Source organism: Paenibacillus dakarensis (assembly GCF_001373415.1).
GTDB lineage: Bacteria > Bacillota > Bacilli > Paenibacillales > Paenibacillaceae > Paenibacillus_AQ > Paenibacillus_AQ dakarensis.
In genome coordinates this window covers 1-24,603 of the sequence record NZ_CDSE01000047.1, presented here as the reverse complement: position 1 = coordinate 24,603, position 24,603 = coordinate 1, and the positions used below count along the sequence as shown (strand labels likewise).

Annotated in this window: 29 protein-coding genes and 1 pseudogene; 29 read left to right on the top strand and 1 reads right to left on the bottom strand. The window is 44.9% G+C overall.

Translation table 11 applies throughout. The features are described 5' to 3' along the window. The first annotated feature begins 33 nt into the window (after window positions 1-33). The 26 genes and pseudogenes from ndk (at window position 34) to BN1234_RS13030 (ending at window position 21,935) form a co-directional block, all read left to right on the top strand. On the top strand, window positions 34-477 hold the full coding sequence (gene ndk, locus BN1234_RS13145) for a nucleoside-diphosphate kinase (RefSeq protein WP_054957122.1): 444 nt from the start codon (window positions 34-36) through the stop codon (window positions 475-477). Between the two features lie 27 nt (window positions 478-504). Next, window positions 505-1,311 carry a CheR family methyltransferase gene (locus BN1234_RS13140; RefSeq protein ID WP_054957121.1) on the top strand — a complete coding sequence of 269 codons (807 nt, stop codon included), beginning with the start codon at window positions 505-507 and terminating at the stop codon, window positions 1,309-1,311. A 76-nt stretch (window positions 1,312-1,387) separates the two neighbouring features. Continuing rightward, window positions 1,388-1,552: a hypothetical protein gene (locus BN1234_RS22515; RefSeq protein ID WP_170308039.1), complete on the top strand. Its 165-nt coding sequence runs from the start codon at window positions 1,388-1,390 to the stop codon at window positions 1,550-1,552. Window positions 1,553-1,709: 157 nt separating this feature from the next. Next, window positions 1,710-2,879: a chorismate synthase gene (gene aroC, locus BN1234_RS13135; protein ID WP_054957120.1), complete on the top strand. Its 1,170-nt coding sequence runs from the start codon at window positions 1,710-1,712 to the stop codon at window positions 2,877-2,879. 1 nt (window position 2,880) lies between these two features. Next, window positions 2,881-3,975: a 3-dehydroquinate synthase gene (gene aroB, locus BN1234_RS13130; RefSeq protein WP_054957119.1), complete on the top strand. Its 1,095-nt coding sequence runs from the start codon at window positions 2,881-2,883 to the stop codon at window positions 3,973-3,975. A gap of 2 nt (window positions 3,976-3,977) precedes the next feature. Continuing rightward, window positions 3,978-4,349: a chorismate mutase gene (gene aroH / locus BN1234_RS13125; RefSeq protein WP_054957118.1), complete on the top strand. Its 372-nt coding sequence runs from the start codon at window positions 3,978-3,980 to the stop codon at window positions 4,347-4,349. A 355-nt stretch (window positions 4,350-4,704) separates the two neighbouring features. Next, complete coding sequence (trpE, locus tag BN1234_RS13120) at window positions 4,705-6,258, top strand: anthranilate synthase component I (protein ID WP_054957117.1); 1,554 nt, start codon at window positions 4,705-4,707, stop codon at window positions 6,256-6,258. 26 nt (window positions 6,259-6,284) lie between these two features. Beyond that, entirely contained in the window at window positions 6,285-7,325 is a 1,041-nt protein-coding gene (gene trpD, locus BN1234_RS13115; protein WP_054957116.1) for an anthranilate phosphoribosyltransferase, read from the top strand. Next, window positions 7,315-8,136 carry an indole-3-glycerol phosphate synthase TrpC gene (gene trpC / locus BN1234_RS13110; RefSeq protein ID WP_054957115.1) on the top strand — a complete coding sequence of 274 codons (822 nt, stop codon included), beginning with the start codon at window positions 7,315-7,317 and terminating at the stop codon, window positions 8,134-8,136. Before trpD ends, trpC begins: the two co-directional genes overlap by 11 nt. 1 nt (window position 8,137) lies before the next feature. Next, window positions 8,138-8,782 (top strand): annotated as a pseudogene (locus BN1234_RS22775) (phosphoribosylanthranilate isomerase); the annotation flags it as partial. Window positions 8,783-8,809: 27 nt separating this feature from the next. Beyond that, window positions 8,810-10,006 (top strand): tryptophan synthase subunit beta, encoded by a 1,197-nt coding sequence (gene trpB / locus BN1234_RS22770; protein ID WP_054957209.1) that lies wholly within the window; start codon window positions 8,810-8,812, stop codon window positions 10,004-10,006. Then, the gene (gene trpA / locus BN1234_RS13100; RefSeq protein WP_054957114.1) at window positions 10,003-10,827 is read left to right on the top strand and encodes a tryptophan synthase subunit alpha; all 825 of its coding nucleotides are present in this window, start codon (window positions 10,003-10,005) and stop codon (window positions 10,825-10,827) included. Before trpB ends, trpA begins: the two co-directional genes overlap by 4 nt. A gap of 9 nt (window positions 10,828-10,836) precedes the next feature. Then, window positions 10,837-11,934, top strand: coding sequence for a histidinol-phosphate transaminase (gene hisC, locus BN1234_RS13095; RefSeq protein WP_054957113.1), 1,098 nt, complete (start codon window positions 10,837-10,839; stop codon window positions 11,932-11,934). A gap of 48 nt (window positions 11,935-11,982) precedes the next feature. Then, window positions 11,983-13,077, top strand: a complete 1,095-nt coding sequence (locus tag BN1234_RS13090) for a prephenate dehydrogenase (RefSeq protein WP_054957208.1) — start codon at window positions 11,983-11,985, stop codon at window positions 13,075-13,077. A 409-nt stretch (window positions 13,078-13,486) separates the two neighbouring features. Beyond that, window positions 13,487-14,080 carry an RNA polymerase sigma factor gene (locus BN1234_RS13085; RefSeq protein ID WP_054957112.1) on the top strand — a complete coding sequence of 198 codons (594 nt, stop codon included), beginning with the start codon at window positions 13,487-13,489 and terminating at the stop codon, window positions 14,078-14,080. Next, the gene (locus BN1234_RS13080; protein WP_054957111.1) at window positions 14,077-14,682 is read left to right on the top strand and encodes an anti-sigma factor family protein; all 606 of its coding nucleotides are present in this window, start codon (window positions 14,077-14,079) and stop codon (window positions 14,680-14,682) included. The genes BN1234_RS13085 and BN1234_RS13080 overlap by 4 nt, the downstream gene beginning before the upstream one ends. A 42-nt stretch (window positions 14,683-14,724) precedes the next feature. Next, on the top strand, window positions 14,725-15,312 hold the full coding sequence (locus tag BN1234_RS13075; RefSeq protein ID WP_054957110.1) for a histidine phosphatase family protein: 588 nt from the start codon (window positions 14,725-14,727) through the stop codon (window positions 15,310-15,312). Window positions 15,313-15,528: 216 nt separating this feature from the next. Further along, a complete protein-coding gene (locus BN1234_RS13070) occupies window positions 15,529-16,659 on the top strand; it encodes a hypothetical protein (protein WP_054957109.1) in 1,131 nt (376 codons plus the stop codon). 57 nt (window positions 16,660-16,716) lie between these two features. Further along, window positions 16,717-17,223 (top strand): gamma carbonic anhydrase family protein, encoded by a 507-nt coding sequence (locus BN1234_RS13065; RefSeq protein ID WP_054957108.1) that lies wholly within the window; start codon window positions 16,717-16,719, stop codon window positions 17,221-17,223. A 23-nt stretch (window positions 17,224-17,246) separates the two neighbouring features. Then, window positions 17,247-17,426 (top strand): IDEAL domain-containing protein, encoded by a 180-nt coding sequence (locus BN1234_RS13060; protein WP_054957107.1) that lies wholly within the window; start codon window positions 17,247-17,249, stop codon window positions 17,424-17,426. Window positions 17,427-17,522: 96 nt separating this feature from the next. Next, window positions 17,523-17,954 (top strand): DUF2487 family protein, encoded by a 432-nt coding sequence (locus tag BN1234_RS13055; protein WP_054957106.1) that lies wholly within the window; start codon window positions 17,523-17,525, stop codon window positions 17,952-17,954. Window positions 17,955-18,128: 174 nt separating this feature from the next. Continuing rightward, the gene (locus tag BN1234_RS13050; protein ID WP_054957105.1) at window positions 18,129-18,674 is read left to right on the top strand and encodes a Rieske (2Fe-2S) protein; all 546 of its coding nucleotides are present in this window, start codon (window positions 18,129-18,131) and stop codon (window positions 18,672-18,674) included. 15 nt (window positions 18,675-18,689) lie between these two features. Next, window positions 18,690-19,361 carry a menaquinol-cytochrome c reductase cytochrome b subunit gene (qcrB, locus tag BN1234_RS13045; protein ID WP_054957104.1) on the top strand — a complete coding sequence of 224 codons (672 nt, stop codon included), beginning with the start codon at window positions 18,690-18,692 and terminating at the stop codon, window positions 19,359-19,361. Window positions 19,362-19,380: 19 nt separating this feature from the next. Next, window positions 19,381-20,265: a menaquinol-cytochrome c reductase cytochrome b/c subunit gene (locus tag BN1234_RS13040; RefSeq protein ID WP_054957103.1), complete on the top strand. Its 885-nt coding sequence runs from the start codon at window positions 19,381-19,383 to the stop codon at window positions 20,263-20,265. 121 nt (window positions 20,266-20,386) lie between these two features. Then, window positions 20,387-21,034, top strand: coding sequence for a DUF1405 domain-containing protein (locus BN1234_RS13035; protein ID WP_054957102.1), 648 nt, complete (start codon window positions 20,387-20,389; stop codon window positions 21,032-21,034). A gap of 43 nt (window positions 21,035-21,077) precedes the next feature. Next, window positions 21,078-21,935 carry a sporulation protein YpjB gene (locus BN1234_RS13030; protein ID WP_054957101.1) on the top strand — a complete coding sequence of 286 codons (858 nt, stop codon included), beginning with the start codon at window positions 21,078-21,080 and terminating at the stop codon, window positions 21,933-21,935. Between the two features lie 24 nt (window positions 21,936-21,959). Here BN1234_RS13030 and BN1234_RS13025 read toward each other — a convergent pair whose 3' ends face one another. Continuing rightward, window positions 21,960-22,829 carry a YitT family protein gene (locus BN1234_RS13025; protein WP_054957100.1) on the bottom strand — a complete coding sequence of 290 codons (870 nt, stop codon included), beginning with the start codon at window positions 22,827-22,829 and terminating at the stop codon, window positions 21,960-21,962. Window positions 22,830-23,025: 196 nt separating this feature from the next. Here BN1234_RS13025 and BN1234_RS13020 point away from each other — a divergent pair, with 196 nt between their 5' ends. The 3 genes from BN1234_RS13020 to dapB form a co-directional block, all read left to right on the top strand. After that, the gene (locus BN1234_RS13020) at window positions 23,026-23,355 is read left to right on the top strand and encodes a nucleotide pyrophosphohydrolase (RefSeq protein WP_054957099.1); all 330 of its coding nucleotides are present in this window, start codon (window positions 23,026-23,028) and stop codon (window positions 23,353-23,355) included. Window positions 23,356-23,406: 51 nt separating this feature from the next. Further along, on the top strand, window positions 23,407-23,946 hold the full coding sequence (locus BN1234_RS13015; protein WP_054957098.1) for a tetratricopeptide repeat protein: 540 nt from the start codon (window positions 23,407-23,409) through the stop codon (window positions 23,944-23,946). 19 nt (window positions 23,947-23,965) lie between these two features. After that, a partial coding sequence (gene dapB, locus BN1234_RS13010; protein WP_054957207.1) for a 4-hydroxy-tetrahydrodipicolinate reductase occupies window positions 23,966-24,603 on the top strand: 638 nt, incomplete at its 3' end.

The following is a 24,603-nucleotide window of genomic DNA, read 5'->3' as shown; positions in this document are numbered from 1 at the left end:
TCACTAGTATGAAAATGGAGCGTGATGAAGCTAATGGAGCGTACTTTTTTGATGGTAAAACCGGATGGTGTTCAGCGGGGATTAATCGGAAGAATCGTTAGCCGGCTGGAGGATAAAGGCTTTAAGCTTGTTGCAGGGAAATTCCTTCAGATTTCCGACGAACAGGCAAAGCGTCACTATGCTGAGCATGAAGGTAAAAACTTTTTTGGTGATTTAGTGGAGTTTATTACCTCGGGCCCGGTGTTTGCGATGGTATGGGAAGGTGACGATATCATCACTTTATCTCGTATGGTTATAGGCAAAACGAATGTTAAGGAAGCGCTGCCAGGAACCATTCGAGGTGATTTCGCCTCACATACTCCTCATAACCTGATTCACGGTTCGGATTCACCGGAAAGTGCGGAACGGGAGATTGCAAATTTCTTCAGTTCAGAGGAGCTTGTTAAATACGAAAAAAGCATTTCCCCTTGGAATTAATATTCTGAATCAATACAGGATGGTACGATGAAGGAACATGAAAATGAAGTGCTGGACCAAGATTATATAGGATTTATTCAGAACGTCAAACGGAGTACCGGAATCAATCTTGCAGAATATAAAGAGACCCAGATGAAACGGAGATTAACAACTCTTCGCTTAAAATACGGGCATCAGACATTCTCTTCCTTCTATGAAGGCATGATGACGGACAAATCACTGATGCACGAGTTTCTGGATCGAATGACGATTAATGTCTCGGAGTTTTGGCGTAATCCAAACCGCTGGGAGGTTCTGAGAGACAATGTCTTACCGGAGTTATTCGGGCGGGGTTCTACACGTCTTAAGCTATGGAGTGCAGCCTGTTCTACCGGCGAAGAACCATACACGCTTGCCATGATATTAGCTGAGCAGAACCTGTTCCGTTCAAGTACGATTGTGGCAACAGACATTGATGATGGAGCACTTGCAAAAGCTATGCAGGGAATGTATCTGGAGAGGTCTTTAAAGGATGTCCCCAAGGCGGTTGCCGCAAAATATTTTACAGAAGAAGGCTCACTCTATAGATTTAATGAACAGCTTAAGAAAGAAGTTCGTTTCCAGAAACAAAACCTGCTCACAGACAAATTTGATACGGAATTTGACTTGATTATTTGCAGAAATGTAATGATTTATTTTACAGAAGAGGCAAAGCATAAGCTGTATCAGAAATTTGCTGACAGCTTGAAGCCAGGCGGGGTTCTGTTTGTAGGCAGTACTGAGCAAATATTTAACCCGGGTCAATATGGACTTGAGACGGCTGAAACTTTCTTTTACCGCAAAATTAGAGGATGACTGTTATTTGAATAATTGCATGTTGTAAATGTGATAATAGTAATGATATATGCAGTATTCAAGTGGAGGTCGAAAGGTGGATAAACGAAAGGTAATTACCGCTTACCAGCGTGGATTATTCAGCGTGCAGGAATGCGGACAAATTCTTGGATTGGAAAGTTTTCAGATAAATGCTATTCTAGATCCGCAACAGACCGAGGCATATAAACCTTGGAGAAGGACAACACGTTATTTGAAATAACCAAATCCCAACTAGCACTTCTTATCTATAGATAAGGAGTGCTTTTTTTTGTAAATCCGTTTTCTTGTCAAAGCGAAGGTCCTATACTATAATGAGCAGAAGATATTTTCGGGTTTTAGTGATTCACAGTCCTAAAAGAATAAAGGGGGAACTCATCATGACTATCCGTTTTTTGACCGCCGGGGAGACACACGGTCCTCAACTCACCGCCATTATTGAAGGGATGCCGAGCAATCTTAAGATTGATTTTGAGGCATTGAATTTTCAACTGCAGCGCAGACAGAAAGGCTACGGCCGCGGGCGTCGCATGCAAATAGAGAAAGATTCAGCGCAGATCGTCGGTGGAGTTCGCCACGGGTATACAACAGGTGCACCTATCGCACTTGTCGTGGAGAATAAAGACTGGACGCACTGGCGCAACATTATGAATATTGAGCCGATTGAAGGAACAGATGAAGAGAAGAGACGCGTGCACCGCCCAAGACCGGGACATGCGGATTTGAACGGTGGTTTGAAATATAACCTGACAGACCTGCGAAATGTATTGGAACGCTCAAGTGCCAGGGAAACGACAGTTCGCGTTGCATGCGGGGCGATTGCAAGGCAATTTTTGGAGCAGTTTGGAATTAAGGTAGCAGGCCAAGTTATTAGAATCGGAGAAATTGAAGCTCCCCCTCACAATCTCTCGATTGATGAGTTGATAGCACGTACGGAGGAATCTTCTGTTCGCGTTGTCGATCAAGAAACTGAGAAGAAGATGGAAGAGTACATAGATTTGATTAAAAAGGAAGGGGACTCCATCGGCGGTATTGTGGAATGTATCATTGAAGGGGTTCCTGTTGGACTGGGAAGTCATGTTCAGTATGATCGAAAGCTTGATGGCAGAATTGCTCAAGGTGTAATGTCCATCAATGCCTTCAAGGGTGTTGAAGTAGGAATTGGATTTGAAGCCGGTGAATTGAGAGGCTCAAATGTGCATGATGAAATTATGTATTGTGAGGAGCGGGGATATTACCGTGCCAGCAACCGTCTAGGCGGGTTTGAGGGCGGTATGACCAACGGGATGCCAATCGTGGTTCGCGGCGTGATGAAGCCGATTCCTACCTTGTACAAGCCATTGCAAAGTGTAGATATTGATACCAAGGAAGCTTTTACAGCCCAAGTGGAACGTTCAGATGCATGTGCAGTTCCTGCGGCAAGCGTCGTTATGGAGCATGTGGTAACCTGGGAAGTAGCGAAAGCGTTCCTTGAGAAATTCGGCGGGGACTCGATGGAAGAAATACGAGCTAATTATAACAATTATCTGGCTCAGCTGGAGAATTACTAATATGAGAACCTTACAGGTTGAATTAGGCGAACGCTCTTATCCAATATATATAGGCTCAAGTATCCTTAACATGATCGGTGAACTAAGCTTGAAGCATGGAATTCATAAACTTAGTACACATTTGATTGTAACAGATGATCAGGTTGCCCCGCATTATTTGCAGATGGTCGAAGCTTTCATGGCAGAGGCAGGATTTCAAACCGTATCTCATATTGTACCATCGGGAGAGACCTCTAAATCTTTAGCCGTATTTGAGCAAGTGATGACGACCGCCATACAAGGCAAGCTGGATCGGAATTCCGCAGTATTTGCTCTGGGCGGAGGCGTTGTGGGTGACTTGGCAGGCTTTGTAGCAGCTACTTATATGAGAGGAATTACTTTTGTCCAGGTCCCTACAACGATTCTTGCCCATGACAGCAGCGTAGGTGGAAAGGTGGCAGTCAACCACCCTCTCGCTAAAAATATGATCGGAGCATTTCACCAGCCGGCTATGGTACTTTATGATGTTGATACGTTATCCACACTACCTCCAAGGGAAGTGTCGGCAGGGTTATCTGAAATGGTTAAGCATGGGCTAATCCTGGATGAGCAGTTTGCATATTGGTGCCGGGATAATGCAGCCGATTTACTCTCCTTGGATAAGGAAAAGCTTGCTTATGGCTTAGAACGCGGCTGTGCCATAAAAGCGGATGTTGTCTCCCAAGATGAACGTGAAGGTGGACTAAGAGCCATCTTGAACTTGGGCCATACAATAGGGCATGCCATTGAAGCTGTGGGCGGTTACGGTCGACTGCTGCATGGGGAAGCTATTTCGATCGGTATGGTAGGGTCTGCGATGATTGCTGAAAAGATTGGAAGAGGCAAACATTTGGTGAGTGAAACCAGGGAGATGTTAAAGGCACTTCAGCTTCCGGTCGTGCTTCCGTCAGATTTGCCGGTTGATGACATTATGGATGCCATGCAGCATGACAAGAAGTTTTCTGACGGTAAAACGGTGTTTATCGTTCCAGATCGAATTGGTAAGGTTAGCATCGTTAAGGATGTGCCGGTCGAGCTGGTTCGTTCGGTTGTAGAACAGTTGAAGAAGGAGGAGTAACGATGATGAATCGCGGTATTCGCGGAGCGACAACCGTCACGCAAAATGACGAACAAGAGATTTTAAAGGAAACCGTACTCCTTTTGGACGAAATCGTGAAGCGAAATGATGTAAAGCCAGAAGATATATGCAGTGTATGGATCACCATGACACATGATCTGGATGCTACATTTCCTGCAAGAGCGATTCGATCACTGAACGGCTGGGATCTGGTTCCATTAATGTGTGCAGTTGAAATTCCTGTGCAGGGCAGCTTGCCCCGCTGCATTCGCTTAATGGTGCAGGTCAATACAGAGAAGAGCCAACAGGAAATTAAACATGTTTATTTGAATGAAGCCCAGCGGCTTCGGCCCGATTTATCGGCGTCTTCCTAAAAAGATTGAATTTTGGGGTTGCTATTTATAAAGCAGATCCTGTATATTGATATCAGAATAGCTGAGTAGAGTTTAGATGAGTATAGTTGAGATGAGAAGAGCAGAGCATATAGTGTGAAATCACCATGAAGCGGATTGAGAAGACCATATCTTTTAAGGTTGGAGTATTTTCTGATCATTTGTGTTCCGGTAGTGTTAGTTATGCTGGAGAACATAATGTATCTAGATACCTCATTACCTTATCTGGTTGTACCTTCTTGTCCATGCCCTTTTTCATATACTTGTCTGTTAGAGACCTCTACTTCGGTAGAGGTCTTTTTTGTTTGGTCAGATGATAAATAAGGAGGGATTAATTATGGCTAACCCATCAATGGAGCAAGTGGTGTCCTTAGCCGGACAATACAACTTGATTCCTGTAGCGATCCGTTTGCTTGCCGATATGGAAACGCCGATTCGTATTTTTCAAAGGTATGCAGAGCGGGAACGGGCCTTTTTATTGGAGAGTGTAGAGGGCGGTGTACAATGGGCGCGATATTCGTTTATCGGAACTGATCCTTTCCTTATGATATCGGGTAAGCAGGGTCATATTGAAGTAGATCTTAATGGCACACGAAAACAGCTTACTGGTAAACCGGTAGAGGAACTAAAAGCACTGCTCCGTTCTTATCGAAGTCCACAGCTTGATGAGATGCCTCCATTTACCGGGGGTGCGATTGGATTCTTTGGATACGATCTTCTTCAGTATTATGAGAAGCTGCCAAGCCATGCACTTGATGATCTGGGGATGGACGATATCCGATTTATGTTTTGTGATCAGATTATTGTATTTGACCATGTGAAGCAGCAGATTCTTCTTATTGGCAACGTGCATGTCAAGGAAGGCGCTTCGGATGATAACATCCGGCAGTCGTATATGGATGTATGTCGCAAGCTGGAAGAGACGGCTGAGCAATTGCAAGAGCAAGGACCACGAGAAAACGTAAATTCACGTAATATTCCTTCAGAAATTGAACTAGGACATATCAAATCCAATATGACCAAGGAACAGTATATGAACAATGTAGACATAGCGAAGGAATACATCCGTGCAGGCGATATATTTCAAGTCGTACTGTCCCAGCGGTTTCATATCGACACTGAGGTGTCTCCGCTGCATGTTTACCGGGTGCTGAGAACATTAAATCCTTCTCCTTATATGTATTATTTAAAAATGGATGAGGAGATCATCGTAGGAACCTCACCAGAAGCGTTGGTTAAAGTCGATGGCAGAAGGGTTGAGACGAGACCGATTGCCGGAACCCGTCCTCGCGGTATGGATGAATCAACGGATCGAAGGCTTGCTGAAGAATTGTTAACGGATGAAAAAGAGCGGGCAGAGCATTTGATGTTAGTGGACTTAGGGCGTAATGATCTCGGCCGTGTCTCTGAATTCGGAAGTGTGAAGTGTGATACTTTTATGGAAATCGAACGTTACTCCCATGTCATGCACATCGTGTCCGGAGTATCCGGCAAACTTCGCGAAGACAAGGATTTCTTTGATGCATTTCTCTCCTGTCTCCCTGCTGGAACCGTATCCGGTGCTCCAAAACTGCGGGCAATGGAAATTATCGCAGAGCTTGAGCATGAAGCCCGGGGAGCTTATGCAGGAGCGATAGGGTATCTTGGCTTCACTGGAAATATGAATTCATGCATTACGATTCGGACGATCATATTCCGGAAAGGCAAAGCTTATGTTCAAGCCGGGGCAGGTATTGTGTGGGATTCCGAGCCAGAGAAAGAGTTTGAAGAAACAGTCAATAAGGCGAAGGGGATGCTTAAAGCAATTCGGATTGCTGAAGCAATGTTCCCAGCCAAGGTGAAATCAGAAAGCACAACGAATCAGGATTATCTTTACGAATACACACCTTAACATTTATAGAGGAGGGAGAAGTAGTAATGAACAATATGGGAACTGTACAATCCAGTATTTCCAAATTAATAGAAGGCCAGGATCTGGAGCGTATTGAAGCCAGAGAAGTCATGCAGACCATCATGGAAGGGAAAGCTACGCCTTCTCAGATCGGAGCGCTGTTAACCGCACTCCGCATCAAAGGTGAAACGGTTGAGGAAATTACAGGTTTCGCAGAAGCCATGCGAGGCTCCGGTGGCCGGGTTCAGACAGAACGAAGTCAATTACTGGATACCTGCGGAACAGGAGGCTCTGGAATTCATAAGTTCAATATATCCACTGCCTCAGCTATTATCTCGTCCTCTGTATCTGTTCGGGTAGCGAAACATGGAAACCGCTCTGCTTCCGGGCGTGCAGGAAGTGCTGACGTGTTAGAAGCTTTGGGAGTAAATATTCATTTAACAGCAGAGCAGGCGAAACAATGCCTTGACCAGATTGGTATCTGCTTTTTATTCGCTCAAATCTATCATCCATCGATGAAGCATGCAGCAGCCCCGAGAAAAGAGCTTGGTGTACGAACGGTATTTAATATGCTGGGTCCTTTGACAAATCCAGCGGGTGCAGATCGTCAGCTGCTTGGTATTTATGATCGGGATAAAACAGAGACAATCGCAAAGGTTCTGAAGGAGTTGGGCCTCAAACGGGCTATGGTCGTAACCAGTCATGATGGATTGGATGAGATCAGCATATCCGCACCAACACGGGTATCAGAACTACGTGGAGGAGAAATCCGGACCTTTGATATTCATCCTCATGACCTGGGTCTTGCAGTTCATCCGATGCAATCCGTCCTGGGTGGAGATGCTGAGGAGAATGCTTCGATTATCAGATCTGTGCTTCAAGGTGAGAGAAGTGCCTATAGAGATATCGTACTTGCCAACGCCGGAGCCTGCATTTACGTTTCTGGTTTGGCAGATAGTCTTGCGGAGGGTGTTACCAAGGCAGCTGAGGCAATTGATACGGGAAGTGCACAGATGAAACTGGAACAGTTAATTTCTATGACGGGAGAATTGAGCTATGTATCTTGATCGAATTGTTGCAACCAAACGTGAAGAGGCTGCTAAACTGCGCCAGACCTTTTCTGTTGAGAAAGCTCTTGAACAAATATCCACACTCCCGCAAACCAGAGGGTTTATCGATGCATTGTCCTTGCGGCGAAACAGAAGAATGGCTCTCATTGCTGAGGTGAAAAAAGCTTCCCCGTCAAAGGGGTTGATCAGGGCCGACTTTGATCCGGTCGCGATAGCTAAAGCTTATGAAGCTGCAGGGGCTGACTGCTTGTCAGTTCTAACAGATGTGCAGTACTTTCAGGGAGACGGTTCATATCTGACAGTGGTACGTGAAGCTGTTACGCTGCCGCTTCTTCGGAAAGATTTTATTATTGATGAAGCTCAAATATTTGAAGCTCGGTTGATTGGTGCAGATGCGGTTCTGCTGATAGCGAGCATTCTGGAAAAGGAGCAAATTTCAGAGTTTATCGCTGTGGCGGACTCTATAGGGCTTGATTGCCTGATTGAAGTGCATGACAGAAGGGAAATGGACCTGGTGCTTCAACTGGGTTCAGCGAAGCTGGTTGGTATAAACAACCGGAATTTGCAAACATTTGAGACATCATTACACACGACTGCCGAACTGAGTCAGGATATACCGGAGGATGTTGTCCTGATCAGTGAAAGTGGTATTGCCGGGCCGGAGGATATATCATTTTTAGCATCAAACAGAGCTAACGGTGTACTAGTAGGCGAATACTTTATGCGCAAACAAAATATTGAGCAAGCAGTTTATGACCTGATGGGGCCGTTGGCAGGAACTGAGACTATCGGACGAGGAGCATTTTAGTATGAACGATACAGCCGTAAAAATATGTGGACTTCAGGACGTTGAAGTGCTAAAATCGATGATAAACTTACCCGTGGATTATATTGGACTTGTATTTGCAAAGAGCCGTCGTCAGGTGACACTTGAACAGGCTGTAGAGCTTACCAGTATATTGAAGCGGTGGGAGAACGGGCATAAACCTTCCTCGGTCGGAGTTGTAGTAAACCCCGACATAGAGCAAATTAGAGAGCTTCTTCATACGGTAGAACTGGATGTCGTTCAGCTGCACGGACAAGAAACACCTCAATTTTGCCGGGAAGTGAAAGAGAGCTTCCCGGTTTTGGTATTTAAGGCCGTATCGGTACAGGCAGGGCGGCTGCCTGAAGAAATTATGGCTGAGCTTGAAGAATTCGCCGGTTGTATTGATGGTATCTTGATTGACACGTATGACCCGGTGCACGGCGGCGGATCAGGACGTACATTTAACTGGGATGTAATCCCCTTATATAAAGCTTGGGCGAGCAAGCAGGGCATACCGTTGTTCGTGGCAGGAGGACTTGATTCCTCGAATGTGGAAGAGTTATTAAGAGACTATTCACCGGACGGAGTGGATGTTTCCAGCGGAGTTGAGTCTTCACCAGGCGTGAAAAATATAGAAAAAGTAACAGCATTCGTAGAAAGGGTGAAACGTAAAATGACAGTGCTTCCGGATCGCAATGGACGTTTCGGCTCCTTCGGAGGACGATTTGTTCCTGAAACATTGATGAACGCATTGATTGAGTTGGAGCAAGAATATAACCGCTATGCCGCGGATCCTGCTTTTCAAGAAGAGGTGGCATATCTGTTAAAGCAATACTCCGGCCGGGAAACACCGCTATATTATGCAGAGCGACTAAGCAAGCATCTGGGAAAAGCAAAGATCTACCTGAAACGGGAAGATTTAAACCATACGGGAGCACATAAGATCAATAACGCCATCGCTCAAGGCGTTCTTGCTAAACGGATGGGAAAACATAAGGTTATCGCGGAAACAGGAGCAGGTCAGCATGGTGTAGCTACGGCTACAGTCGCTGCTTTACTTGGGTTAGAGTGCAAGGTATTTATGGGTGAAGAGGATACGAAGCGTCAACAATTAAACGTATTTCGAATGAAGATGCTTGGCGCAGAAGTCATCTCTGTAACCTCTGGAAGCCGGACACTAAAGGATGCAGGTAATGAAGCACTTCGTTACTGGGTCAGCAATGTAGAGGATACATTTTATGTACTGGGCTCGGCGGTCGGTCCACATCCTTATCCGATGATGGTTCGCAACTTTCAGCGGATTATTGGAGATGAAACACGACGTCAGATTCTTGCCGCCGAGGGTCGTTTACCCAATACTATATTCGCTCCCATCGGGGGAGGAAGTAATGCAATCGGCATGTTCTATCCTTTCCTGGAAGATACGGAAGTAGCCCTTGTCGGCGTTGAAGCTGCTGGTAAAGGTGTAGACACTGAATTCCATGCCGCAACAATGAGCAAAGGGACCCAAGGGGTATTTCAAGGTTCCATGAGCTATCTACTCCAGGACGAGTTCGGTCAAGTGAAAGAAGCTCACTCGATTTCGGCTGGCCTAGATTACCCGGGCGTAGGACCAGAGCACTCTTATTTAAAGGATATTGAGCGAGTCCGTTATGTTCCGATTACCGATCAGGAGGCACTCGAAGCTCTCCAACTGCTCTGCCGAACGGAAGGTATTATCCCTGCATTGGAGTCAGCTCATGCTGTAGCTCAAGTTGTTAAAATGGCTCCGGAATGGAATGAGGATGACATCATCGTGATTTGCTTGTCGGGTCGGGGCGACAAGGATGTGGAGTCAATCATGGCGTATACAGGGGGAAAATCATTATGAACCGGATGGATGCAGCTTTTGCTCGCTTGAAGGAGCAAAATAAAACCGCACTGATTCCCTTTCTGACCGTTGGTGATCCGAGTATTGAACTGACACTTGATATCATTGCTGAATTGGAGTCAGCTGGAGCCGACATTGTTGAATTGGGTGTACCTTATTCCGATCCGCTTGCGGACGGTCCTGTTATTCAGAGAGCTTCCGAGCGTGCTTTGAAAGGGAAGGTTACGATACGAACCTGTATGGATGTTGCTTTACAGGCTAGAAAGGCAGGAAGCGAGCTCCCTTTTATACTGTTTACTTATTATAATCCAGTTCTTCAAATGGGACTAGATAAGTTCTTTGAAGAAGTCATCGCACATGATATCAGCGGTCTGATCATCCCGGATTTGCCAATTGAGGAGTCAGGTGAAATTCGCAGAAAAGCGAAAGAAGGAGGAGTACACCTGATTCCACTGGTTGCTCCGACATCACATGAACGCATAGCGAATATTGTGGGTGAGGCTGAAGGCTTTATATACTGTGTTTCATCCCTTGGAGTAACCGGGGAACGATCCGACTTCTACAGCGGCATTAATGAATTTATTGAGACCGTCAAGCAATACAGTAAAGTTCCTGTTGCTATCGGTTTCGGGATCTCTAACGGTGAGCAGGTCGCAAGGTTTTCAGAAATTTGCGATGGTGTTGTCGTAGGCAGTGCTATTGTTCGTCAGATTGAAGCGTGTATACCTCTGCTGCTGCAAAAGGATACAAAGGAAGAAGGGCTTTTGCAAATTAGGGAATTCGTGTCACAATTAAAAAAAGCAAAAGTGTATGAAAGGTGAGTTGTGAATATGAAGCCAAAAGCGAATATTGTAAATCTTCCGGTATATCAACCCGGAAAGCCAATAGAGGAAGTCAAGCGAGAGCTGGGCTTAAGTGAAGTCGTTAAATTGGCATCCAACGAGAATCCATATGGCTGTTCCCCGCTGGCAAAGGAAGCAATTGTTGCAGAATTCAGCAATCTTAGTGTTTATCCGGATGGAAGTGCTGCTGAACTGACAGCGGCACTTGCGGGTCATCTTGGGATTAACAGTAATCAGATAATATTCGGATGCGGTTCGGATGAAATTATTGCCTTGATTGCACGTGCCTTTCTTAGCAGTGGGGACGAAACAATTATGGCAGACCAAACTTTTTCCGTTTACAAGAGTAACGCAGACATTGAGAATGCCGTAAGCATTGAAGTTCCATTGGTTGACGGCAAGCATGATCTAGACGCGATGCTGAAGGCTATTACGGACCGAACGAAAATTGTGTGGGTATGTAATCCTAACAATCCGACAGGAACCATTGTATCCGAAGAGGAGTTTATCCGGTTTATCGATGCTGTACCTTCGGAGGTGATGGTAGTTCTGGATGAGGCTTATTATGAGTACGTAGTGGACTCTTCCTATCCTGAAAGCATTAAATTACTGGATCGGTATCACAATCTGGTTGTGCTGCGTACATTCTCTAAAATCTATGGTTTGGCATCACTTCGAATAGGCTACGGAATCGGGCAGGCTGAAGTAATCAGATTTATTAATCAAGTCAGAGAGCCGTTTAACACAGGACGTCCGGCACAAGCGGCAGCAAAAGCAGCGCTTCAAGATCAAAAATTCATTGAGAGCTGCCGCAAAAATAATGCAGAAGGAATTGTTTATTTACAGCAGGAGTTTGACCGCATGGGACTTAAGTATTTCCCTTCCCATGGGAATTTCATCCTTGTTGATGTTCAAGCACCAGCCAAGGAAGTATTCGAGTCGCTCTTAAGTAAAGGGATTATTATCCGCTCCGGATTCTCCTGCTATCCGACTTATATCCGGGTGAGTGTTGGGACGCCAGAACATAATCAAGCATTTATTGGCGCGTTAGAGCAGGTCCTGCGTGATATGAAGTCACCTGTTTAAGCATTACATATGCAACATAGAAGAGAGTGAGAGAAAATGGAAAATAATATGACAACGAATATCGCAATATTTGGCGTAGGACTAATTGGAGGTTCTCTCGCTCTATGCTTTAAAGGTAAACCGGGCATAACCGTTACAGGTTATGCCCATACGCAGCAATACGCCCAGGAGGTCGCCGCTCGAGGCGTTGTTGATCAGGTGACTATGTCTGCGGAAGAGGCAGCACGAAATGCTGATTTTATTTTTTTATGTGTGCCTGTAGGAAATTTAGAAGAATATATAACTCTTCTGAGTACATTGCCGTTAAAACCGGGATGTATTATTACGGACGTAGGGAGCACCAAGGCAAGTATTGCTGAATGTGCTGAGAAGCTCATTCTTCGTGATGCCTGTTTCATTGGGGGACACCCTATGGCAGGTTCAGAGAGGTCAGGCGTAGCTGCAGCTTCATACCTCCTATTCGAGAATGCATACTACGTGTTAACGCCAGCTCAAGGGGTTCCAGAAGCCAAAGTTGAAGCGCTGGCCAATATGTTATCTCATACTCGTGCGCATATTGTTACGGTCGAGCCGCATTTGCATGATCAGATTGTGGGAGCAATTAGTCATTTGCCGCATATCATCGCTGTAGCCTTGGTTAATCAGATTTGTGGGTATAATGATGATAATCCCTTGTATCAGACGCTGGCAGCCGGAGGCTTCAGGGATATCACACGGATTGCTTCAAGTGATCCGATAGTATGGCGGGATATTCTGCTGAATAACCGAAAGGTAATGATTCCGCTGCTTGAGGACTGGAATAATCATATTATGCAGTTCATGGACATGCTTCAAAAAGAAGATGGTTTTGCAATCGAACAAGCATTTCGGCAAGCTGGTGAGTTCCGTAATGAGCTGCCGGAAAGACGGAAAGGTATGATCGTCCAGCAATATAACTTGTATTTGGATGTTCCCGATCATCCGGGTATTATTGGCGGGATTGCGACAGAGCTTGGCCAGAGAGGCATTAACTTAAGTAATATTCAAATTATTGAGAGCAGAGAAGATGTCCCTGGACTGATGAAATTATCCTTCCGTAATGAACATGATCTAGAACTTGCCAAGGAGTTACTGCAGTCGATCGGATACTCCGTTTTTCAATGAAAACAGCCTGATTTTTAGTTTCCGAAATTTTTACAATGTTCATGTTGACAAAATGAAAACGTATACATATAATAAAAGTACAGTATGGTTTCTCTCCACTCCTATCCAATAATTGCACGTTTGTGCGGCCGCCTTCCCTTAAGGGAGGCGGTTCTTTTTTATTGAATGCCCTTACATCCATATTGATATAATAATTGAATCTGGTACACCTGACCTATTCTCCAGTTTATGCTATAATAATTAATAGTTTCAAAAAGTTTAGGGGAAATTGCCGAATACATAGAAAAAAGTCAGACATCATGTGGTGTAATATGGTTTTGCGACAGCTATGTGAACCTTGTTATATTAAGAAATACCGATGATGACAGGGAGAAGGCACACAGATGGCGAGGGAGGAAATAAAAATCATATGACGGATTCCCAATTAATTTATGAGATAAAACAGGGAAATGTTGATTTATATTCTGAATTAATGAGAAGGTACCAACGCAAAATATTAGCGTTTGTATATCATATGTTAAAAAGTGCTAACCTTGAGCTGTTAGCTGAAGATATATGTTCAGAGACTTTCTGTAAGGCTTTCCGAAGCCTTCATTCATTTCGCGAAGTAGATGCGTCATTCTCAACGTGGCTGTATACGATAGCGCGTAATACGGTTTTAAGTGAGCTGAGGAAACAGCGCAGCGGTACTCTTCCTTTGGAAGAGAGTGGTGTAGTTCCGATTGCTCCGCTTGAAATCGCGCCTGAACAGGCGATTCTGCGCAGTGAGCGTGTTACTCTAGTCCGGGCAGCGATTAACAATTTACCTGAGAAACAACGCTCGGCACTGATTTTACGTGAATATGATCAGCTTGATTATCAAGAGATTGCTAATATATTGGGCCAAACCGTCAGTTCGGTTAAATCCCTCCTGTTTAGAGCGCGATATAGTGTGAAAATTCAGCTAGAGCCATATTTCACGGAGCCGGTGTACAAGGAATATGAAGGGATGAGCAGCAGATGAATTGCGAGGAAGCCCAATTGCTGATGGAGTATGTCTGGGATCTCCCGGACAATGATCTCCGGCGGATCAGGCTGAGACAGCACATACAGACATGCGGCTCTTGTGCAGTGGAATATGAAATGTGGGAAGATAGTCTCAGAGCGGTTCATTCTTTGGAGTATGAGGTGACGGAAGCAAGGGCTGAAGCGATCAATCGTAATGTAATGGACCGGATATATCGCGACTTTCCGATGCTTGTTGAGGAGAATGAAAAGGGAAAGATGGTATCCCGCATTTTCCGCAAACGGCTCACTATTCTGATTTCGGGCTTTTTAGCTTTATTTGGAAGTAGTTTTCTGTATTTTGCTCTTAAAGATAACACTAAAGAACCCCAGCCTCCTGTGCAGCCAACAGGCATTCTTCCAACAGGTGTAGTGGACGGCGGAACAGTTACAGCCGAGGCTCAGCACTACAACATTCCAGGAATTAATAGCGGAATTATTGATCCATTAGTTGTGAGTATGGACCCAAGCCAACCTGAGTACTGGATGATATTATCCATTCTTGGAGTTGGATTGGCCTTATTTTTCTTAATGCGGCTAAACAGAGTCGTAAGGCGTTAACACGACAGGCCAAAAGATTCATTTTCGATAGGAGGCTCTAAGATGCTCATCGGTTTTATCCGGCACGGCTTAACGGATTGGAATGCAATCGGTAAGATACAGGGACAAACAGATATTCCACTTAATGATGAAGGGCGTTTGCAGGCAAGAATGCTGGCAGAACGTCTGTTACATGAACCATATAAGTGGGATTTTATCGTTAGCAGCGGCTTGTCCCGCGCAGAAGAGACTGCCTCGATTATAGCCTCCGCGCTTGATATTCAAATACTTGAACCGGATCTTCGCCTGCGTGAGCGAGCATATGGCCAAATAGAGGGACTAACGGCTGCCGAACGTGAAGAAATGTTTGGCGCAGAGTGGCATTTACAGGACCTTGGTCAGGAAAAGGACTTGGAATTACAGGCTAGAGGATTGGATTTTTTAGAATCCATGTGGGACAAATATCCTGATCGTAATATGCTTGTGGTCAGTCATGGAGGGTTTCTTGCACAATTGTTCAGCGCTCTTTACAAAGAGAGACAGGCAGAGAGGATAGGAAATCTGTCTTTAACGATTGTGGAGAAAAAAGAAATCGACTGGGTTCCACATCTGTTTAACTGCACAAAACATTTATTAGAGAAACAGCACTAAATACCCCAAATTGGAAATGGGACCTCGCTCTGAGGTCTTTTTTTTATGCCGATTTAAATGTATTCAAATACAATCACAAAAAGTTAAAAAAAGTTGAGTTTTTGATGTTTATAAATAAGCAAAACCGTTAAAAATGTGGACTAGCAGCGTGTTGGACATGTATCAAATGGGCACAATATTCACATAATGGAAGTAAAACGGTGAGGACGATGGAAGATGAATCTAGCGGATATGCTCACTTATGCCGACATTGGACAATTAAGCAACATCGCCAGTTATTACGAATGTGAATGTAAACGTAATTCCAAGCATGAGCTCATACAGAGTATCCTGATTAAACTTGGCGGAAGAGATTATTTCGAGGAACTGATGAGACATTTATCTGATTCGGATTTAAGATTTTTAAACAGTCTTGTATTCGATGCACGGAGTGTCTACAGCTTGGAGGAATTAACAGCAGCGATTCGTCAAGCCTCTGAAGAAACCGTTTCTGGTGAACAGGGTGCTCAGAGAAAAGCAGAGAGTCCCCGAGAAGCGGTTGCAAGATACCGTAGAAGCGGATGGTTGTTCAATGGATTTACTCATTCCACGAAATATTCGTTCCAGGTACCGTCTGATTTGAAAATACGTTTTAGAGATGTGCTGGGTGAAAGACTTCAAGAAGGAATAAAGTTAACCTCGGAACCTGAAGTTTATCGGGATGAGCAGGGGTTGGCAGCTGCAGATATGGTTCTTCTACTGAAGTTCGTTGAGAATCAGGAGATTGACTTGAATGCTGAAGGATTTATGTACCGCAGGCATCAGCAGCAGCTGATGAGCTCTCTACACATCCAAGAGCCCTTGATTTCTAAAGGGGCCTGGAGGTTTGGATATGGACGATCTTGTGCCGAATATCCGAATCGATTGGCGCTGCTTTATGACTATGCCTATGCTAGGAAGTGGGTCCAGGAATCGGGCGCCCGTCTAGTTCTGACGAAGTATGGTAAAGAGGTGCTAGAAGAAGGAAATGAAATAAGTGTGATACAGATATTCCGCTTTTGGTTAAGACTTTATAAAGGCGCCGTCCCTAACTTGTCTTCTTTAGTGTACTGGATAAGTAAGTGTGCTAAGGATTGGGTTACTGTTGAATCCCTTAGTGAATCGCTGGGATGGTTAATTCGCCCTTTCTACTACGACACTCCTCAAACCATATTGGATCATCGTATCATCCAGATGCTTATGCATCTTGGGATGCTCCGCATTGGTGAAAGTAAACAATCGGGTACTGTTATCCGTATGACGGCATTTGGTCAAAAAGCTGCAATGGAGTGTCTACATACAGGGGCTAACAACAATGTACCGCATTGACAGAACAAGTTGTTGATTGCTACAATCACTCCCAATAATTAAAGGGGTGATCCGGAAATGAATTATGAGTATAAAGGAATATGGCCGACTGTCCATTCTTCTGTATTTGTTGCTGATGGTGCAAAGAACATTGGTGATGTTACGATAGGCGCCGATTCAACGATATGGTTCAACGCTGTTCTAAGAGGAGACCTTGCGCCAATTGTAATCGGTAACAAATGTAACATTCAGGATGGAGTAATCGGACATGTCAATGCTGGTCAGCCATTAATCCTGGCAGACGAAGTATCCGTCGGACATTCAGCAATTATCCACGGATGTACAATCGGGAAAGGCTCTTTGATTGGTATGGGCGCGATTGTGCTAAACGGCGCTAATATTGGTGAATATGCTTTAGTCGGTGCAGGCGCTATTGTAACAGAGAATACGGTGATTCCTCCCTATACACTCTCCCTTGGCACACCTGCTAAAGTCGTTCGGGAATTGACGGATGAGGATTTGCTTCGAATGAAGAAGACGATGGATAGTTATGTACTTAAGGGTAAGGAATATAGGCAATTCTAATTCATAGTTGGAGGTGCATCCTAATGGATAAAATGAAGGTTACTTACGAAGTAATGTTAAGTTTGGCTGCGGAGATGGTATGGGACGAGGCTTTGCGTAAGCATCGGAGTGAGGAACTTTATAAAGGAATTGACGAGGCGCTCGCTACAGGCGATGAACTGGCTTTCCGAAACCTGACGGATGAACTGAAAACATTAAATTGAAGAAATGCTACGGCATTTCTTCTTTTTTTTTGCCTAAATCATGATGGAAACGTATAATTAATAAATGAAACATTTGGAATAGAAAGGATGTACTGCATGAAATTCAGTGAAGTGGATGAACAGGCTTGGCCTGAACTGCAGCCATATTTTGATACCTGTGTGATTCCTTATACGGCCCTGACCGGGAGCGAGAGCCCTTGGGAAGCAACGGCAGCACTTGAAAGATTAAGAGATTTTATGGATTTAATAGAGATTCCGTTTAAAGGAAGGATCATTACATATCCTGCTATGCAGTATAGTGGAGAGTCATCCGTTCAACTTCTAAACGACATTTGTCATAATGTCAAATCTGCGGGGTTCACCTATGCAGTCATCATGACAGCTGATGTGGAGCTTGATCAAGCCGATGTTCCTGAAAGCGCATTAGTGCTTTCCCAGCCTAGAATTTTAGCTAGTGAGAATACACCGCTGTCTTTAGCTGTAACCAAGAGAATTCATCAGTTGTGGAATAATGAGGATATCGTCTAAATGTGACGGAAAACCGACAATTTTGATAGTGCTTACTGGAAGCGGAGACAAATTTGGGGTTCAAATTCTTGACGGTCTGAGATGCCTCATATATTATTATTATGTCCTAGTACGTCGTGTGATATTAATCATTGAAAACACTTAGAATGGTTGACAAAGGGGGTTGAACACAGAATGAGCCACAACCACAATGACGAGCATGAAGAGTCGCACAAACCACCCCGGCTGAAAGAAATGTCACGAAGACAATTTCTTACGTATACGTTGGGCGGCGCCACAGCTTATATGGCGGGTGGAGTCGTACTTCCAATGCTCCGGTTTGCCGTGGATCCTATTCTTCAGGATAAAGAAGAAGGGGCGTTCGTTAAAGTAGTTGAATCTAGCAAGATTACGAATGAACCACAAGAATTTGATTTTGAGCTGAAACAGCAAGATGGCTGGTATGCAAGTAAAGCAACGCTGACTGCCTGGATCCGTAAGACAGACGATGGGAAGATTCTTGCACTTTCACCGATTTGCAAGCACTTAGGATGTTTGGTGGGCTGGAATAACAACAAGACCCATCCAGACGAGTACTTCTGTCCATGTCATGGTGCACGGTATACGCCGGATGGCAAGAATCTGGCTGTTGCGCCTAAGCCATTGGATATGTACACCGTGAAAGAAGAGAATGGCTGGATTTATCTCGGTGAAATCATACCAAATACCGTAGTGAAATAGGAGGCGTAGATTCGGATGTTGAAGAATGTCTACAACTGGATTGATGAACGTCTCGATATCACGCCGATCTGGAGAGACGTTGCGGATCATGAGGTTCCAGAGCATGTTAACCCCGCTCACCATTTTTCCGCGTTTGTTTATTGTTTCGGCGGCTTGACGTTCTTTATTACTGTAATCCAGATCTTGTCAGGTATGTTCCTGACAATGTATTACGTACCCGATATTATAAACGCTTACGCCAGTGTAGAGTATTTGCAGACGAAGGTGGCATTCGGCCAAATCGTTCGCGGTATGCACCACTGGGGAGCAAGCTTGGTCATCGTGATGATGTTCCTACATACGATGCGTGTATTCTTTACAGGCTCTTATAAAGCGCCTCGTGAAATGAACTGGGTTGTCGGTATGCTGATCTTCTTCGTCATGTTGGGCCTTGGTCTGACAGGCTACCTGCTTCCTTGGGATAATAAAGCATACTTCGCTACAAAAGTAACATTGGAAATTGCAAATTCCGTGCCTTGGCTTGGACCAATCATAAAGGAACTGCTGCAAGGCGGTACCATCGTTGGTGCCGAAACGTTAACGCGTTTCTTCGCCATTCACGTGTTCTTCCTTCCGGCTGTACTGCTTGCTCTATTGGTAGGGCACTTTATTATGATCCGAAGACAGGGTATTTCCGGACCACTATAAGAAGAAGGGAGGCGTATTCATGGCACACGGTCACAAACCTGATGAAAAAGTAGTATACGTAGGCGATTCCCGTGTACGTAAAGGTAAAGGTTTTATCGTTCCTCCCGACTATACGGCTTATCCCGGAAAGTCGGAAGCGTTTATACCAAACTTTCTGTTAAAGGAATGGATGGTAGGGGTTGTGGTACTGGTAGGATTTCTGGTATTGACCATATCAGAGCCCGCTCCACTGGGCTACCCTGCTGACCCTGGTGCATCTGTAATTCCGATGCCGGACTGGTACTTCCTATTCTTATACGAATATTTGAAGCTGCCGTATGCATCTGGTGATTACGTAGTTCTCGGTACACTCGGTGTTACTGGAGTAGCTTTCGGTGCACTATTGCTGGTCCCTTTCCTGGATACAGGGAAAGAGCGCCGTTTCTACAAGCGTCCGATTACTTCAGCTCTGATGTTTCTTTCGATTCTCGCAATCATTTACCTGACCAATTCTGCTTGGACGCACTATACACATGAATTGGAGGCTACAGGGCAGAAACCGGAGCATATTGACCGCGAAGAGAAAGCGCACGAGAGACGTCTACAGGGGCTTCCTCCAGTCTCAAATGCGAAGTCGGCTGAGTCCGACGAGGTTGCTATTGTAGATCCGGAGAACCCTGCTATGGAAACCTTGAAGAAGGCGACTTGCATTACTTGTCATGGAGCTGATCTTAAGGGACAAGGAAATGCACCTGCACTTCGCGGTGTTGGTGACAGTCTTGATAAGGATGCTATTGCAGGCATTATCAAGAACGGTAAAGGCAGCATGCCGCCAATGCATGACCAGGCCATTGCTGCAGGTGTTTCGGAAAAAGAACTTGATCAATTGGCTGAATGGCTTGCCAGCCAGAAAACTGCAGAGTAGAATAATGATGAAACCTGATCGTAACTTACGGTCAGGTTTTTTAATGAGGAGATAAGTGAGTGTGAGCTTTATCTAGGGATTTATTCATGTTGATTCATTATCTAACAGGAGGGTGTGCTGGTTGTCTGTTACTTATTTATGGAGCCGTGAGTTTTTGTCGAAGCGGTTTATCTTGTGGATTTTGTTGATCAGTAATACTTTAGGGACGGTTTATGGTTACATATGGTATGGAGGACAACTCTACAATACGGCTCAAAATCATCCTGCATGGCAGCTTGTGTTCGTCCCTGACAGTCCGACGGCGAGCTTGTTTTTCAGCCTGGCACTAGTGATGTTATTATATCCACCGAGATCATTGTCAGGGCTGTTAATTCAGCAGCTTACGGAGTCCCTGGCTGTTGTAACCTCGATCAAATACGGGGTGTGGGCGGTAGCCATGATTTTTGCCGGAGCATCCCAAGGGAATGAACTCATTTGGCAGGATTGGATGCTAATAGCTTCACACACGGCGATGGCGGTGGAAGCTCTCATTTATGTGAAATTATTTCATATCCGGTGGACTGCTCTAGCTGTTGCCATGGCATGGACACTGCTGAATGATACTGTCGATTATACTTTCGGTATATTTCCATATCTCCCAGGCCCGCTTTATGATCATTTAGGGGCTGTGGAAGCCTTTACGTTCGCTCTAACGCTGCTTAGTGGCTTCCTGACCTGGATCACTGTTAAACGTTCATTATCCGGCCAAGAAAAAGCTAAAGAGTTCTAGAGACATCCCTTCTGCCATATATTACGGGTAGGAGGGATGTCCTATGCTGCGGAGTGTATTCCAATGGACAGCGGGTGCAGCCGCTGTTTTCTTACTGTTTGGTCTAGGCTTTGGGAAGATTGCATATTCAAGCCCGGATACACCAAAAGACCGCCCGTCACCAGCCGCATCTATTCAGGCGAAAGCCTTAAATCTCGAGGTAGAGACCTTGTATAAGCTGGTGGAGGAAGGCAATTTAATGAAGGTTAATGAGTCTTTGAGGAAGGTGCAAAGTTTGTTTGAGGCAGCTTCTTTTCAAGGCTTGACAAGTGTCGAAGGAATTCAGGTGCTGGCTGAAAGTATTGTAGAAATGAAAGAAACGACAGCCGGTGCCCAACTGGAGCCAAAACAATGGATGAGATCTGCAGCTAAACTAAGGCTAGCGGCAGACAGCTTGACACATCCTAAAGATGGAATATGGCTTCAATACTATAAGGTCATTCGGGAAGATTTGCGAATGATGGAGCTAAGCGCGGCGAAGCAGGATACGAAAGGGATTAAGAAAGCATATGCCTCCTTGGAGGATCATTATGAACTGATTCGCCCGGCGCTGGTCATACAGCGTAAGCCTGAGGATGTTTCCATGATAGAATCTTGGTTATCACATGCCGGCGGTGTTGTGTCTACGGCAGGGCCATCTGCTGTAAGGGGCATTATTCCGCAAGGAGAAGTAATAGTTAATATACTCTTCGGGAAGAAAAAAGACGAGCCCGCTCTTGCCCAATTGGGAGAGGTGGAGGGACCATGGTTCTGGCAGCTGCTCTTTGGAGCTTTTATACTATCGGCTTTGAGCTTTGCAGCTTACCGTAAATATAAGGGACTTAACAGCGGATATCATCCTATGTTTCCTAAAAAATACTAAGAAGAGTAGCCCGAAAACTCAGGGCTACTCTTCTTTAAATCCTTCACCGTGCACATCTTTAACATCATTTATAATGACGAAGGCACGTGAATCAACAGATTTGACTATTTCATTTAAACGGCGTATTTCCTGCCGGGAAACAACACAGTAAACGATATGCTTGGCTTGTTTGGAGTATGCACCGATGGCAGGGATCAGGGTGACCCCCCGCTCCAGCTCGTTGGTGAGACGATCAGCAATATTCATAGCCTTATCGCTAATAATTGTACAAGCTCTAGCCGAGTAAGCCCCTTCTTGGATAAAATCAATGACTTTTGAGGCGATGAACACCGCTACAAGCGTATACAATATTTTTTCGAGAGGAATATACAGAAGTGATGCTCCGATGATGATTATATCTAAACCAAGAATGACCTGGCCCATGCTATAACCAAATTTCCGGTTGAAGATCCGGGCAATGATATCTGAGCCTCCGGTTGTTCCTCCGAAACGAAATACAATGCCAAGACCTGCTCCCAAGGTCACACCGGCGTATAGAGAAGCGAGAATGTAATCATGTTCTGTTTGAAAAGGGACAATCCAGCCAAGTTCAATCCATTTCTCAATAAGCCATAGAAAAAAAGTCAAAGATACAATTCCAAGCCCCGTATAGATCGACTGCCGGCCGCCCAGAATTTTGACCCCCACTAAAAATAAGGGGATGTTCAGCAATAGTGTTGACATGGATGGGGGGATTTGAAACGCATAGTTCAGCAATACCGTTATTCCAGTAACCCCGCCCTCCATCAATTGATTCGGAATAATAAAGTAAAGTAATCCGAATGCATAAATCGCTGTACCCACGATGATGGGGATAATGATTTGAAGCTGCTGAATCAATTTGGAGTTTTTCATTGAAATCCCTCACAATGGTAATTGATTATTGTTCTTCATTATAAATTCGGTAGCTTTTCCATAGTATATACCTTTCTTGTGACAATAAAAAATATTTGTTTTCAAAACCGCTTTACGATAACATAAGTGGTAAAACGTTGCCGATAAATGTAAAGAAATCTTCAGCAGACAGAAGTATAAGAGGGGAGTGCCTACTATGGAGAAATCTATGGCAGAGATGCAGCGTGAAGTGGATCGTTATATATCGCAGTTTAAAGAAGGTTACTTCAGTCCTTTGTCCATGATGGCGCGTATGTCGGAGGAAGTGGGCGAGCTTGCCAGAGAGGTGAATCACCAGTTCGGTGAGAAGCCAAAGAAGCCTGATGAAGCTGAAAACTCAATTGAGATGGAGCTCGGCGATATTTTGTTTATCACAATGTGCTTCGCTAATTCTTTAGGGATTGATCTTGCAGAGGCTCATGATAAGGTGATGCACAAGTTTAATACAAGAGATGCGAATCGCTGGACGAAATTGAACACAGATTAGGCTGAGTATACATATGCTGTACCAAAACCCGCTATAGGGGAGGGACAGCCATTGAAACCGGATAACTATATACAAAAGGCATATCATTTCATTCTGCAAAACGATTTTGAAGAAGCACTCCGTTGGTTTGAGGCCGCGATTCAAGCAAATCCAGGAGATGCGGAAGTTCATTATCGCTGCTCCATAACTTACGGCCGTAGCGGTAGACTTGAACAGGCGATTCGTCATGCCAAGGAAGCGGTGCTCCTTCAGGAAGATAAACCGGAATACCATTTACATCTTCAGCATTTGGAAGCGTTGGAGCTTGTGCAGAAGGCTCGGAAGATGGTAGAGGGGAAGACAGATGCTTCTCCTAAAGATCTATACCAGGCAGCAGCGCTATTAAAGTCTGCGATATCCAAAGATCCTTTGCATTCCGAAGCTTATGTTTGGCTTGCACTGGTGTATAGCGAATTAAATGAACATCCGCTTGCGATCACAACCTTGAAAGAAGTCATAAGCTTATTTCCACAGGAGAGCGGACTTCAACATATCATGGAAGAACTGAAGAAGCGTCTAAAATCTTATGTGCTTGATTTACCAACAGATTGAGAGTGGAGGAATGTTTGAAATGTCAAAAGCAATCCGGGTAGCGGTCGTTGGAGCAGGCGGCCGCATGGGTAAAGAAGTTGTGAAATTAGTGCTGCAGGACCCTGAGCTTCAGCTCGCTGCTGCCATTGGACGTAGCGATCAGGGAGTGGATGCCGGAACTCTTGTGTCCTTGCCGGCTTGTGGGGTTAACGTCTCAGCCGATCTTGAAATGGCGCTGGTAGAGCATAAGCCTGATGTGATGGTGGATTTTACAACACCTCAGTTTGCCTACGCTAATACCGCTTTAGCTATTAAGCATGGAGTACGGCCAGTTATCGGTACGACCGGCTTTACTCCCGAACAAATCGAAGAGCTGGACGAGCTGTGCAAATCCCGCGGGATCGGCGGGCTAATTGCTCCGAATTTCTCGATTGGGGCGATCCTGATGATGAAATTTGCAGCTCAAGCTGCGAAATACCTGCCGCATGTTGAGATTATCGAGACACATGGAGACCAGAAGCTGGATGCGCCTTCCGGAACTTCCATCAAGACTGCGGAGATGATTGCAGCAAACCGGGAGGAGCTTCGTCAAGGAAATCCGAATGAGGAAGAGACAATTGAAGGCGCGAGAGGCGGTTATTATAATGGCTTCCGTATTCACAGCGTTCGGCTCCCGGG